11 protein-coding genes and 3 pseudogenes are annotated in these 12,370 nt (G+C 63.6%); 7 read left to right on the top strand and 7 right to left on the bottom strand.

Going from position 1 to position 12,370, the window contains the following annotated elements; genetic code table 11:
• Window positions 1-91 precede the first annotated feature (91 nt).
• Window positions 92-691, top strand: a complete 600-nt coding sequence (locus QZ564_RS13825; RefSeq protein WP_297110987.1) for a DNA-3-methyladenine glycosylase I — start codon at window positions 92-94, stop codon at window positions 689-691.
• A 198-nt stretch (window positions 692-889) separates the two neighbouring features.
• Window positions 890-1,246 carry an endonuclease domain-containing protein gene (locus QZ564_RS13820; protein WP_297110985.1) on the top strand — a complete coding sequence of 119 codons (357 nt, stop codon included), beginning with the start codon at window positions 890-892 and terminating at the stop codon, window positions 1,244-1,246.
• 654 nt (window positions 1,247-1,900) lie between these two features.
• Here the strand turns inward: QZ564_RS13820 and QZ564_RS19205 are convergent.
• The 3 genes and pseudogenes from QZ564_RS19205 to polA form a co-directional block, all read right to left on the bottom strand.
• Window positions 1,901-2,104: pseudogene (locus QZ564_RS19205) on the bottom strand (DUF1508 domain-containing protein); the annotation flags it as partial.
• Between the two features lie 6 nt (window positions 2,105-2,110).
• A pseudogene (locus tag QZ564_RS19200) lies at window positions 2,111-2,266 on the bottom strand (DUF1508 domain-containing protein); the annotation flags it as partial.
• A gap of 2 nt (window positions 2,267-2,268) precedes the next feature.
• Window positions 2,269-5,190, bottom strand: a complete 2,922-nt coding sequence (gene polA, locus QZ564_RS13810; RefSeq protein WP_297110978.1) for a DNA polymerase I — start codon at window positions 5,188-5,190, stop codon at window positions 2,269-2,271.
• 217 nt (window positions 5,191-5,407) lie between these two features.
• Between polA and QZ564_RS13805 the strand changes: the two genes are divergently transcribed.
• Window positions 5,408-5,797: a response regulator gene (locus QZ564_RS13805; protein ID WP_297110975.1), complete on the top strand. Its 390-nt coding sequence runs from the start codon at window positions 5,408-5,410 to the stop codon at window positions 5,795-5,797.
• 6 nt (window positions 5,798-5,803) lie between these two features.
• Here QZ564_RS13805 and QZ564_RS13800 read toward each other — a convergent pair.
• A pseudogene (locus QZ564_RS13800) lies at window positions 5,804-6,145 on the bottom strand (lytic transglycosylase domain-containing protein); the annotation flags it as partial.
• Between the two features lie 553 nt (window positions 6,146-6,698).
• Between QZ564_RS13800 and QZ564_RS13795 the strand changes: the two are divergent.
• The 4 genes from QZ564_RS13795 to QZ564_RS13780 all read left to right on the top strand — a co-directional run bounded on the left by QZ564_RS13795 (window position 6,699) and on the right by QZ564_RS13780 (window position 8,838).
• Entirely contained in the window at window positions 6,699-7,136 is a 438-nt protein-coding gene (locus tag QZ564_RS13795; RefSeq protein WP_297110972.1) for a peptidylprolyl isomerase, read from the top strand.
• Window positions 7,137-7,336: 200 nt separating this feature from the next.
• The gene (locus tag QZ564_RS13790) at window positions 7,337-7,981 is read left to right on the top strand and encodes an NAD(P)-binding domain-containing protein (RefSeq protein WP_297110970.1); all 645 of its coding nucleotides are present in this window, start codon (window positions 7,337-7,339) and stop codon (window positions 7,979-7,981) included.
• 68 nt (window positions 7,982-8,049) lie between these two features.
• On the top strand, window positions 8,050-8,496 hold the full coding sequence (locus QZ564_RS13785; protein ID WP_297110967.1) for a DUF1810 domain-containing protein: 447 nt from the start codon (window positions 8,050-8,052) through the stop codon (window positions 8,494-8,496).
• Window positions 8,497-8,580: 84 nt separating this feature from the next.
• The gene (locus tag QZ564_RS13780) at window positions 8,581-8,838 is read left to right on the top strand and encodes a hypothetical protein (RefSeq protein WP_297110965.1); all 258 of its coding nucleotides are present in this window, start codon (window positions 8,581-8,583) and stop codon (window positions 8,836-8,838) included.
• Window positions 8,839-8,895: 57 nt separating this feature from the next.
• On the opposite strand, the gene QZ564_RS13775 is transcribed toward QZ564_RS13780, so the two are convergent.
• From QZ564_RS13775 to QZ564_RS13765, 3 genes are all read right to left on the bottom strand, one after another.
• Window positions 8,896-9,117 carry a hypothetical protein gene (locus QZ564_RS13775; protein WP_297110962.1) on the bottom strand — a complete coding sequence of 74 codons (222 nt, stop codon included), beginning with the start codon at window positions 9,115-9,117 and terminating at the stop codon, window positions 8,896-8,898.
• Between the two features lie 44 nt (window positions 9,118-9,161).
• A complete protein-coding gene (gene tsaE, locus QZ564_RS13770; RefSeq protein ID WP_297110959.1) occupies window positions 9,162-9,584 on the bottom strand; it encodes a tRNA (adenosine(37)-N6)-threonylcarbamoyltransferase complex ATPase subunit type 1 TsaE in 423 nt (140 codons plus the stop codon).
• A 136-nt stretch (window positions 9,585-9,720) separates the two neighbouring features.
• Window positions 9,721-12,183, bottom strand: coding sequence for an ATP-binding protein (locus QZ564_RS13765; protein ID WP_297110956.1), 2,463 nt, complete (start codon window positions 12,181-12,183; stop codon window positions 9,721-9,723).
• Window positions 12,184-12,370 lie beyond the last annotated feature (187 nt).

Here is a 12,370-nt window from a genome sequence, read left to right as displayed (position 1 = left end):
CGTTTGTCAGCGGCGGGGTGGTGACGCCCGAAGTGATCGAAATTGCCCCGGCCCGCGCCGAGCCGCGGCTGGATTTCCTGTTGGGGGATGCATGAGCCTTTTTGTCGGACCCGATGGACAGAACCGCTGCCGCTGGTGCGGCGGGGCGCCGGAATTCGTGCCTTACCACGATGCGGAATGGGGCTTTCCGGTCAGCGATGACCGGCGCTTGTTTGAAAAGCTGAGCCTTGAAGGGTTCCAGTCGGGCCTCTCCTGGCGGACCATTCTCAATAAGCGCGAGGCCTTTCGCGCCGGTTTTGCCGGCTTCGACATCGACAGGGTGGCCGCGTTTACCCAAGCGGATGTGGAGCGCCTGCTGGCCGACAAGGGGATTGTGCGCCACAGAGGCAAGATCGAAGCGGTGATCAACAATGCCGCCCGCGCCCAGGAACTGATCGCCGAGGCCGGCTCCATCGCCGCCTTTGTGTGGCGCTTTGAGGCCCAGACCCCGGCCCCGCCGCAAAGCCAGACAACTTCGCCGGAATCGATCGCGCTCTCCAAGGCGCTCAAGAAACGCGGCTGGAAATTTGTCGGCCCGACCACGATCTTCGCCTTCATGCAGGCCATGGGCCTGGTCAATGACCATCAGGAAGGCTGCATCAGCCGGGCGAAAGCAGAGGAGATGCGGGCAGGTTTTGCGGTGCCGGTTTAGCCCCCTCCCCTATGCCGGGGCGGTTTCGGGGGGGCCGGGGGTACAGCCCTCACCGATCCTGCTCCTGATGAGGAAGGGACCGATCCAGATTGTTTGGGTTTCAGCGATATATCTCTACTCCTCCCCCTTCTTCAGGGGGAGGTTGGGTGGGGGTGCTCTTGCGCAAACACGATGCTAATCTCGGCCAAGGAGGTCCCCATGGCCGAAACTGTCGCCTTCGCCCGCAAACTGCGGCGGGAGCAGACCCTGCCCGAGCGCCGCTTCTGGGCGCTGACTTTGGCCTGGCGCGACGCAGGCCTGCACTGGCGGCGCCAGTCGCCTATCGGGCCCTATGTCGTGGACTTTGTCTGCAAGGGCAAAAAGCTCGTCGTCGAGATCGATGGCGACACGCATTTCTCTGAAGCCGGTGTGACGCATGACGCGCAGCGGACCGCCTATCTGGCCGGGCGCGGCTACCGCGTGCTGCGCTTCACCAATGCGGATGTCATGCAGCGTGGTGAAGGGGTGTTTGTCTCTCTGGCGGAGGTGCTGGGTGAGCCGGACAATGAGTCTTAGCGGATACCCCCACCCAGCCTCCCCCTAATGAGGGGGAGGAGCGCATCGGAGATGCAGCCGTATCAGCGAAAGCCCCGAAACATCCAAGGCCCTTCAAACAGGGGCCATACGCCCGGCCAAGGCGCCAAACGCACAAAGCGCTCATTCTACCCCTCCCCCTATCAGGGGGAGGCCGGGTGGGGGTTACTTCGGTTTCTTGTCGTTTCCAAGGGCGGACGCCACATATTCCGCCAGCTCCTTGCCACCAAACAAAAAAGTGGATGCCACAGAGGAGACAATGGGCGTGCACCCCAGGAAGTTGAGAATGGCGCAACTGAGTCCGATCAAGCCGACCAACCTAAACTTTCGAATTAGTTCAGAATTTTCGGAGATCCACCTAGACACGAAGTCAGATAGTTTTTGTAACAGGCGAGCAGCTTCAGTAATGCTATCTGGTTTGCTGTCTATCTTGTCGGCGACTTCGTTTGACCGATGAGAAAGCTCTCTTAGAAATTCTGATGCCCGCTCTTTTCTGCTTTTCCCTTCAAGGCTGTTCGGGATTTCAGATTGGACGGAATCTAGTTTTTCCTGGGCCGCTATCGATACCGAGCGCAATTGAGAAGACACGCCTTCAGGATTTGTTCGTAAGCGCGCTTCTATTTCTCCCAACGATACTGTTTCGTCGTTGACGTCGGCATCCGGGCCATTGCTTTTCAGGGATTCGATGGCGTTCTGCGCGCTTGCCTTGGCGGTGTAGCGCTCGGTGCGCACCATTATCTCGCCATTGGAGGCGACAAAGTTCACATAGAACTGGTCGTCGCTCGATTTCTTTATTTCGAAACGATAGCCCGAGCCTCCTTCGCCCTTGCTGACATCCACAGTGGCTGCACCTGGCGCATTGGTCTTGAGCGAGTCGATGGCGTTCTTGATGCTGGCCTTCTGCTTGTAGTTTTCCGACCAGAAGATCTTCTCCGAATTGTAGGAGAAGTCGAACTTGAACTGATCGTTGGCGGCAAAAGTGATGTTGAATTTGTGCGACATACCTAATGCGCCTCATCCCAATTCTTCGCCGCATGCGCGTCCACCTGGATCGGCACCGTCAGCCGCACGGCCGGTTCGGCCGCTGACTCCATCACCCGCTTAATGACCGGGATCGCCTGATCCTCCGTCCCCTCGGGGACCTCGAAAATCAGTTCGTCATGCACCTGCAAGAGCATGTCGGCTTCCACCCCCGCCTTTTTCAGTTCCGGCTCCATGCGGATCATGGCGCGGCGGATGATGTCGGCGGCTGAGCCCTGGATGGGGGCGTTGATCGAGGCGCGTTCGACAAAGCTGCGTTCGCTGGGATTGCCCGAATTGGCATTGGGGAACTGGATGCGCCGCCCGAAAATGGTGGTGACATGCCCATCGGCTTTCACCTTCACCTTCTGGGCGTCCATATAGTCCTTGATGCCGGGGAAGCGCTCGAAATAGGTTTTTATGTAGTCCCCGGCGACGCCGCGCTCGATGCCGAGCTGGTTCGCCAGCCCAAAGGCGGAAATGCCATAGATGATGCCGAAATTGATGGCTTTGGCACGGCGGCGCACATCGCTGGGCATGCCTTCCACCGGCACGTTGAACATTTCGCTCGCCGTCATGGCGTGAATGTCCAACCCTTCCTCGAAGGCGTCTTTCAAGGCCTGGATATCGGCGATATGGGCGAGGACGCGCAGCTCGATCTGGGAATAGTCGGCCGAAATCAGCACCTTGCCCGGCGGGGCGATGAAGGCGGTGCGGATTTTGCGCCCGTCCTCGGTGCGCACCGGGATGTTCTGCAAATTCGGCTCGTTGGACGAAAGCCGCCCCGTCAGCACCGACGCCTGGCTATAGGAGGTGTGGACCCGGCCTGTGCGCGGATTGATGTAATTGGGCAGGGCATCGGTATAGGTGCCCTTCAATTTGGTGAGCTGGCGCCAATCGACAATGGTGCGGGCCAGGGGAATGCCCTTGAGGGCCAGGTCTTCCAGCACATCGGCCCCGGTGGACCAGGCGCCGGTCTTGGTCTTGGTGCCGCCCTCGAGCCCCATCTTGTCAAAGAGGATTTCGCCCAGCTGCTTGGGGGAGCCGAGATTGAAGCTCTGCCCGGCCAGCTCATGCGCCTCGGCCTCGAGCGCGGCGGCGCGCTGGGCGAAATCGCCGGAAAGCCGCGCCAGGATCTGCCGGTCAACGGTGATGCCGCGCGCTTCCATGCGCGCCAGCACCGGGGCCAGCGGCCGCTCGATGGTTTCGTAGAGCGCGGTGGCGTTTTCGGCCACAAGGCGGGGCTTCAAGACATGCCAGAGCCTGAGGGTAATATCGGCATCCTCGGCAGCATAGCGGGCCGCCTGGGCAATCTCGAGCTGGTCGAAGGTCTTCTGGTGCTTGCCGGTGCCGGCCAGCTCGGCATAGGTGATGGTCTTGTGGTTGAGCCAATGGTCGGCCAGCACATCCATGCCATTATAGCGCGGGCCGTCCAGCGCATAGGAAATGAGCATGGTGTCGTCGATCGGGCTCATGGCGACGCCGTAGCGCGCCAGCACCTCCATGTCATATTTGACGTTCTGGCCGATCTTGAGGATGGCGGGGTCCTCGAGCACGCGCTTGAGGGCTTCGAGCACGAAGCGAAGCGGCAATTGCCCCTCGACCAGCCCGCCGCCGCCCAGAAGGTCGCCGGGCTTGGCGTGGCCCACCGGAACATAACAGCCCTCGCCGATTTCGGTGGAGAGGCACACACCAACCAGATCGGCCATTTGCGGGTCGAGCCCGGTGGTCTCGGTGTCGATGGCCACATGACCCTTGTCGACGATTTTGGCGATGCAGCGCTCCAGCGCCTCGGGCGTGGTGACGATCTCATAGGCATCGTAATTGACCGGGATGGCCTTGACGCGCTGATGCTCGGCCGCGGCATGGCGGGCGGGGCCCGAGCCGGGCACCACATTGGCAGCGAGCTTGGCCTTGGCGACCGAGAGCGAGGTGGATTTCTGCGGCGCGCCGGGGACGGGGCTCTCCTTGTTGGCGGCCAGCTCCGGATCGGGCGCGAAATCATCCGGGTTGGCCTCGAGCAAGGTCGCGAGCCGCTTGGTGATGGTCGCGAACTCCATCGCCTTGAGGAACGGGAACAGCGCGGAGGGATTCATGGGCTGGCGGATCAGGCCATCAAGGTCGATCTCGACCGGCACTTTCTGTTCCAGCGTGACGAGCTGCTTGGAGATGCGGGCAAGCTCCGCATTGTCGATCAGCTTCTGGCGGCGGGCGGGCTGCTTGATCTCCTCGGCATGGGCCAGGAGGTTTTCGAGATCGCCATAGGTATTGATCAGCTCGGCCGCGGTCTTGACGCCGATGCCGGGGACGCCCGGGACATTGTCGACAGAGTCACCGCAGAGCGCCTGCACATCGATCACCTTGTCCGGCGTCACGCCGAACTTGGTCATTACCTCGTCGGGGCCGATCCAGCGGAGAGGCGGCTGGCCGGGGCGCGGAATGGTGTCGAGCAGGCGGATGGAGCCATCGGGCTCGACCAGTTGCATCAGATCCTTGTCCGAGGAGGCAATGGTGACCTTGTAACCGGCATCGCGGGCCATGCAGGCATAGGTGGCCATGATGTCATCGGCCTCCCAGCCCTCCATTTCGATGGAAGGAATGGAAAAGGCGCGCGTGGCCGAACGGGTCAGCGGAAATTGCGGCACCAGCTCCTCGGGGGCGGGCGGGCGCTGCGCCTTGTATTGGGGATAGAGATCGTCGCGGAAGGTCTTGCCCTTGGCGTCGAAAATGACCGCCATGTGGGTGGGCGGCTCGTCGCCATCCATGTCCTGGGTGAGCTTGTAGAGCATGTTGCAGAACCCCTGCACACAGCCCACCGGCAGTCCGTCGGACTTGCGCGAAAGGGGCGGCAGGGCGTGGAAGGCGCGGAAAATATAGCCCGAGCCATCGACGAGCAGCAGATGCATGAATGCGATTCCTCTTGTGTCCCGGGCGAAGCTTATCGTTTCGGGCGCCAGGATGGCACCCATAATTGACCGCTTGTGTCAGCAGACGGACACAGGCTTCACGATTGGCGTGAGGGGCCTATCTTCGCCACTTTTCTCTGGCTAGGTTAGGGATGGATAGGAAGAACGGAACTCCGTCTTCCGGCAACAGGCTCGACGGAGCCCTTAAGGACATCCCGTGCAAATCACCCCCCTGAGGGGACCTGGCACCACTATTCTTGTGGTGGACGACGATGCCTTGATTACCCTCAATACTGTAGACGTTTTGAAAGATCTGGGACACACCGCGATCGAGGCCTTTTCGGCCGTTGAGGCGCTGGCACTGATGGAAAAGCATCCCGATATCGGGGTGCTGATCACCGATTATGCCATGCCCGGCATGAACGGGCTGGAACTGGCCGAGGCCGCGCGGCGGCTCAAGCCGGACCTGCCGGTGCTGCTCACCAGCGGCTATTCGGAATTGCCCGAGGAACAGCCCTGCGCTTATCCGCGGCTGGACAAGCCTTATCGGGAGGACGAGCTGGCCGTCCGGCTGGGCGAGCTGCTGTCGCCCAAAAGCGACGCCTGATCGCCCTCAGCGCAGCCCGCTTTTTTCCAGCAGGCCCAGGCGCTTGGCATCGTAGTAATAGCCCCGCGCATAGAACTGGACAGCCCGATCCTCATTCCCGCCGGCGGTCATATAGGCCCCGGCCAGATAACGCACGGCATAGCGCAGATTGGTTTCGGCATCGAGCAGACCCGCCGGCTCGCCGCGATACCCCATGCCGCGCGCCGTGGCGTGGGAAATCTGCATCAGCCCGTAATAGGGGCCGTTGCGGGCGGCCGGATTGTAGCCGCTTTCCCGCACGATCACGCGCCGCACCAGGTGCTCGGGCACCGCATATTGGCTGGCATAATGGGCGATCAGCCCGTCCAGCGCACCGCGCTCCGCGCCGGCATAGCCGAGCAGCAGCGTGCCGGGTGCGGGCGGCACATTGGCGGCCTTGGGCACATGGCCGGCCGGGGTGACGCCCACGGGCGCGAAGGAGGCAATGGCGGTTGCGGCCGATTTATTGCCCGGCATCGGCTTGATACCGGCCATCGAACAGCCGGCCAGCACCAGGGCCATGGCCAGGGAACCTGCAATGGGAAGCGGTCGCGCGGTCATGGCAACACCTGATTGAGCCAAATTCGTCCTCAGCCTGCCCGCTACGCGGCAATCACGGCGGCTTGATGGCGGAAATGCGACCCGGGCGCAAGCGTGATCGCCCGCAGACCGCCTTGCGCCGGGGGATTGGGCGCCAAGGGTTTACATCGCGGCCTGAGGCCCTACACTTGGGGTTCGCCGTCGTGCGTTTCGTGGCCCCGGCCTTATTGGGTGCCACCGCCCCGCCGCTCCGTCCCTGCCGACCGGGCGGCGCTTTGCGCGACTGACCATGATGGTCCTCCCGGAGAGGGCCCCAAGACAAAAAATCCGAAAGGCTCGTCCCATGACAACTGCCGCAACCGGCGACACCGTGCGCATTCACTATTCCGGCCGCCTCACCGACGGCACCCAGTTCGACAGCTCCGAAGGCCGCGCACCGCTCGAATTCACCTTGGGCCAGGGCCAGGTGATCAAGGGCCTGGAAGCCCATGTGACCGGCATGGAAACAGGCGACAAGGCCACCGTGACCATTCCCGTGGACCAGGCCTATGGCCCGCGCCGCGACGACGCCATCCAGCAGCTCGACCGCGAAAAAGTGCCTGCCGGCATTGATCTGGAAATCGGCACCCAGCTCCAGGCCCGCACCGCCGATGGCGGCATGCTGCCCATCACCGTGGTCGGCGTGGATGACAAGAGCGTCACCGTCGACGCCAACCACCCGCTCGCCGGCAAGGACCTGGTGTTCGACGTGGAGCTGGTCGAGGTCGTCAAGGCTGCTTAGCCGGTCTTTCGGAGAAAGACGCAAGGCTCCGGTGGAGCCTTGCGAGACCAGCAGGCCATGAGCGCTAGTGGCGTGACTTGAAGGGGCCTGCCATCGCGGTTAAGTGCCCCCGCCGGGCAATCCACGCCCCTTTCGGCCCCTGCCCTTGCCGCCCTCCATCACCGCGCCCACATTGGCACGAAGGTACGGAGGAGGCGACGATGCGTTATGGCGTTCTGGGAACAGGCATGGTGGGGCAGGCGCTGGCGCGGCGCCTCAGGGAACTCGGCCATGAGGTGGCCATGGGTGCGCGGGAGGCGAGCAATGAAAAGGCCCGGGCCTTTGCCGCCGAAACCGGCGGGCAGGCCATGGATTTTGCCGGGGCGGCCGCATTTGGCGAGGTGATCATCCATGCCACGAGCGGCGCCCATGCGCTTGAGGCGCTCAACCAGGCGGGGGCGGAGAACCTCGCCGGCAAGGTGCTGATCGACATTTCCAACGCGCTCGATTTCTCGCAGAAGCCGCCCGTGCTCTCGGTGGTCAATACCGATAGCCTGGGCGAAACCATCCAGCGCGCTTTCCCGCAGGCTCGCGTGGTCAAGACGCTCTGCACGGTCAATGCCAAGGTGATGGTCGATCCGGGCCGGCTGCCGGGCGAACATGTCGTCTTCCTCTCGGGCAATGACAACGGCGCCAAAAAGGATGTGCGCGACCTGCTGACCAGTTTTGGCTGGACGGCGATCATCGACCTGGGCGGGATCGAGGGCGCCCGTGCCCAGGAAATGATGATGCCGATGTGGCTGCGGCTGTGGGGCCATCTTGGCACGCCCGACTTCAACTGGATGCTGACGCGCCGGGCCGATTGAGCCGGCCGAGTTGGGGAGGGGCGGATTTCGGGTTAGGATTGGTCGACAGCACGAGGGAAGGACGAGCCATGACCGAGAACCACGGCGCCATGATCGCCAAGTTCCTGACCGCGCAGGATCAGGTCTATCCTACGGCGCTGCATGAATTGCGCGCCGGACGGAAGGAAACGCATTGGATGTGGTTCATCTTCCCCCAGCTTGCCGGGCTGGGACAGAGCGAGACATCCAGGCTCTATGCGCTGCATGACCTGGAGGAGGCGCGGGCCTTTGCCGGGCATCCGATCCTGGGGGCACGGCTCGACGAGTGCACAGAGGCGGTGCTGCTGCATGCGCCCGATGGGGTGGCACCGCGCGATCTTGGCAGCATTTTCGGCACGCCGGACGACAAGAAATTCATCTCCTCCATGACCCTGTTTGCCCGGGCTCTGCCCGAGCATCGCCTGTTCCGCGCCGCGCTCAGCGCCTTTTATGGCGGGCATGAGGACGAACGGACCGTCGCGCTCCTCGCGTCGTGATTGGTCGGCCGTTCACGATGGGCAACCAGATGGGAGATGCCTTCGTTGGGTCAATCAGACACAGGCACAAGGAGGAAACGTGCCATGCAACAGTCCAATCACGAGACGCGCGGTACCGAAAAGACCGGCCAGGGACCCCGCACACGCGAGCAGCAGAAGGCGATCATCGAGGGGCGGGAAAAGACCAAGGGTGCCGAGGTTGACCCGCATGAGACCCCGATCAGCGACAAGCGCGAGGCGGCGACCCCACCCCCGAAAGTCTACGACAATTCCACCGGGGACCGGAGCATCAAGCGCGGCAATACCCAGGAAGACGAACACCACAAGAGGCGGGTGGAATAGAGCCACCCGCCTGTTTCAGCGCCAGACTGGCCCCGCCGCGTGGCGGGGCTTTTTTGGTCAGCCGGGCAGTGGCTGATCGCGGTCCGGTTCAATATCGTCGGGGAAGGGATCCTGCTCGGGCGGAAAGTCCGGCCCCTTGCCGGGGACGTCCTCGCCGGGGGTCGGCGGCTCGACTTCGCCCGGCTCTGTCGGCTGAGGACCGAACGGCGGAACCGGGGGCGGCACGCCATCATCGGGCAGTGCCGGATCGGGCTGAACGGGTGGCATCTGCATGAGCATAAGCGGGTCTCCTGGTCTTTTGGAACCAACCCGGCGCCGCCCGATCAGTTCCTTTTGACCGACACCTGGCGCCCCGCCCCGCCGGGCGGGATATCGAGATGCACCGTGAGGGTGACCGCGCTCACGACCTGCGGGGCGCGCTCGGCCCATTCGACCAGCACAATGGCCTCGGGGTCATCAAGCAGGCCCAGTTCATCGACCTCGGTGGCATCGGCGAGGCGGTAGAGATCGGCATGCAGCACCGGACCGGACGGGGTGTCGTATGGCTGGAGAATAGCGAAGGTTGGCGATGGCACTTCCAGGGCCGGATCGCCGGCAAGGGCGCGCAGGATGGCCCGGGCCATGGCGGTCTTGCCGGCGCCAAGATCGCCTTCAAGGCTGACAATATCCCCGGGCTTCAGGCCCGCCGCCAGCGCGGCGCCAAAACGGGCGGTGGCATCGTCATCGGGGAGGAAGGTTTCGGTCATGGGAAGCGCTTCGACTCCTGCGCCGGCCTCCCCTTGAGGGGAAGGAATGAGAGTGGGGGCAATTGTGGCCAACAGCACTACCCCCTCCTCGGCCCTTCTCTCAAGGGGAAGAGGGAGAGGCCCATGGCCCGGCGCCCTACTCCGCCACGCCGGCCATGGCGCTGTCGAGTGGCAGGTTGACGATGATGCGGCTGCCCTTGGGTTCGCGCTTTTCCGCCGAAATGGTGCCGCCATGCATGTTGACGAAGGTGCGCACGATGGAGAGGCCCAGTCCCGCGCCGCGCTGGCGGCCGCCGGCGGCGGGCGTATCGAGGCGGGTGAGGATGGCCGATTTCATCTCCTCGGTGAGGCCGGGGCCCTCGTCCTCGATGACAAAGAGCATGCGATCGCCGCGATGGCTGACGGAGAGGCGGATTTCCCCGCCGGGGGGCGAGAAGCGCGCCGCATTGGAGAGCAGGTTGTAGAGCACCTGCACGATGCGGGTGCCATCGGCCACGAAAAGCGGCAATTCCGGCTCGATATCAACCAGCAAATGGGGCGCGTCACCCGCCACTTCGGGGAAGGTGGCGGTGATGCCGGCGCGGGCCTTGTCGACCAGGGCGGCGACATCGAGTGGCTCGGGATTGAGTTCGGCGATGCCTGCATCCACGGAGGCCAGATCGAGAATATTGTCGATGAGCACGCCCAGCGTGACCGAGGAGGCACGGATATAGTCGATGTATTCGCGCTGCCGCTCATTGAGGCTGCCGCTTTCGGTGGCGGCCAGGAGATCAGCGAAGCCGATGATATTGGTCAGCGGCGAGCGCAGCTCATAGGAGACGTTTTCGACGAAGGCGTCCTTGAGCCGGTCGGCGGCGACCAGGGCATCGTTGCGCTCCTTCAACACCTTGGAATAGGAGGCGCTTTCGGTGACATCGAGGAAGGTCATCATGGTCTGCCCATCGGGCAGGCGGGTGATGGCATAATCGATCAGGCGCCCATCGGAGCGATTGATGCGGCCGGTGCGGTCGGTGCGGGTGGGGTTGAGATCGATGATGGTGCGCTTGAGATCGCGCCAGATGGTGGCCCCATCCTCGGGGATGGCCCGGCCGCTGGCTTCAGCGAGCTGGTCGATATGGGGATTGTTGCCAAGCTCGTTCATCGGCAGCTTCCAGAGCTTACTGAGCTGCGGGTTGGAGAGGGTCAGCCGCCCATTGGTGCCGAACACGGCCACGGCCTCATTGAGCGCCATGATGGTTTCGCGAAGCACATTGGTGAAGGCCTTGTTGGTGCTTTCAAGCTCGAGCCGCTCGGTCAAATCCTCAAAGACATAGATGACACCGCCCGTCGGCCCGGCAGGCGCCGAGATCACCTTGATGGTGCGGCCATCGGGCAGATGCCAGGGGTCGGCCTCGAAGGGCTCCTTGCGGCTGTAGCTTTCCAGATGCTTGGCGCGCCAGGTGTGATAGTCGACCTGGTTGGGCAGCATGCCTTCGGTGCGGAGCTTGTCGAGAATGGCCCGTTCGTCGAGGCCGGGCGTGAGGAAATTGCGGTCCAGATGCCAGAGATTGGCATAGGCGGCGTTGAACTGGGTGAGTTCGCGCCGGGCACTGAAGATGGCGATCGGCGTGCCCAGCGCATCGATGATGCCGCCAATATGGTTGAGGCCTTGTTCGACGGGCATGGCGGGCGGACTGACCTTGGCCTCAGGCCGCAAATAGCCGGCGCGGCCCCCCGGCACGGGAAAATCGACCAGCTCGAAACGGCCATGGGCACCGAAATCCAGCATGCGGTTGACCGGCGCGGCCGCCGCATGACAGGCCTTGAGATGGGTGGCCAGCTGGGTGGCGTCGAGCAGTTCGGGGGGGCTGATATCCGTGCCCTTCTTGCCCATGCCGCTAGCCAGCGCCAGATAGGCGGGATTGGCGTAGATCAGCCGATCGGTTTCGTCGCGCAGGAAGGCCGGCTTGGAGAGCAGGGTGAGGATGGCGCGGGCGCTTTCCCGGTCGCCGCCTTCGGCCTCGGCCGCCAGTGCGGCCCCCTCGTCGGGCTGTGCATAGGCAGGCCGCAGGCGCAGCGCCACCGCCCCGCCCATGACCCAGCCATGGGCCCGGACGAGCCGCCCATCCTGTGTGTCGAGGCTGGTGACGAAGGCATGGCCATGCAGGCGCAGATCTTCGACCAGGCTGGTGAGCCGGTTGGTCTCGGCCGCGCCCAGCCAGGAGCGGAAATTGAGCACGCTTTGCGGCTGGCGCCCTGCGGGAAGCACGGCGGCGGCCTGCCCCAGAATGCGCGGCGCCTCGTGGCCCTGCCAGAGCACGGTCAATTCGCGGGTGCCGGCAATCAGGTTTTCATATTCGTCGACAAGGGCGCGCAGTTCGGCGATCTGTTCTGCCGCACGCCGCCGCGCGGCGCGGCTGTCGACCAGCAGGGTGCGCACCAGCGCCATGGACAGAAGGGCAAAGCCGCCTGCGCCCACTGCCACCGCAAAGGGCGCGATGCCACCCAGATTTGCCGGAACAAGACCCTGGGCCAAGGCGGGGACAGCCGAGATCAGGGTGAGGGGCGCGGCACAAAGGCCTGCGAATCCCAATTGTTTCCGGAAATGATCCGGCGTCATACGAGCCCTCTTTCGCTTTGATTGCGATGCCAACCCGGCCGGACGGCCGGTACGCCTCAACTGAACATCAGGCTGCCGACACAGAACCGCAGATGGCTCCAGCTGCCCCCAATGATCGGCTTGCGTGTCCCCCCGCAACCCGAATCACTAAGACCATACCGGGCGCAGGAATCGCGAAAAAGAGTCT

The organism is uncultured Devosia sp. (assembly GCF_913055165.1).
Classification (GTDB): domain Bacteria; phylum Pseudomonadota; class Alphaproteobacteria; order Rhizobiales; family Devosiaceae; genus Devosia.
The sequence above is the reverse complement of the archived record's forward strand: the minus strand, read 5'-3'. Positions and strand labels throughout refer to the sequence as shown.

Coding starts and splice junctions, on each gene's coding strand:
- QZ564_RS13795 (WP_297110972.1), top strand. CDS start 6,699: ATGACAACTGCCGCAACCGGCGACACCGTGCGCATTCACTATTCCGGC.
- QZ564_RS13785 (WP_297110967.1), top strand. CDS start 8,050: ATGACCGAGAACCACGGCGCCATGATCGCCAAGTTCCTGACCGCGCAG.
- QZ564_RS13820 (WP_297110985.1), top strand. CDS start 890: ATGGCCGAAACTGTCGCCTTCGCCCGCAAACTGCGGCGGGAGCAGACC.
- QZ564_RS13790 (WP_297110970.1), top strand. CDS start 7,337: ATGCGTTATGGCGTTCTGGGAACAGGCATGGTGGGGCAGGCGCTGGCG.
- polA (WP_297110978.1), bottom strand. CDS start 5,190: ATGCATCTGCTGCTCGTCGATGGCTCGGGCTATATTTTCCGCGCCTTC.
- tsaE (WP_297110959.1), bottom strand. CDS start 9,584: ATGACCGAAACCTTCCTCCCCGATGACGATGCCACCGCCCGTTTTGGC.
- QZ564_RS13780 (WP_297110965.1), top strand. CDS start 8,581: ATGCAACAGTCCAATCACGAGACGCGCGGTACCGAAAAGACCGGCCAG.
- QZ564_RS13825 (WP_297110987.1), top strand. CDS start 92: ATGAGCCTTTTTGTCGGACCCGATGGACAGAACCGCTGCCGCTGGTGC.
- QZ564_RS13765 (WP_297110956.1), bottom strand. CDS start 12,183: ATGACGCCGGATCATTTCCGGAAACAATTGGGATTCGCAGGCCTTTGT.
- QZ564_RS13775 (WP_297110962.1), bottom strand. CDS start 9,117: ATGCTCATGCAGATGCCACCCGTTCAGCCCGATCCGGCACTGCCCGAT.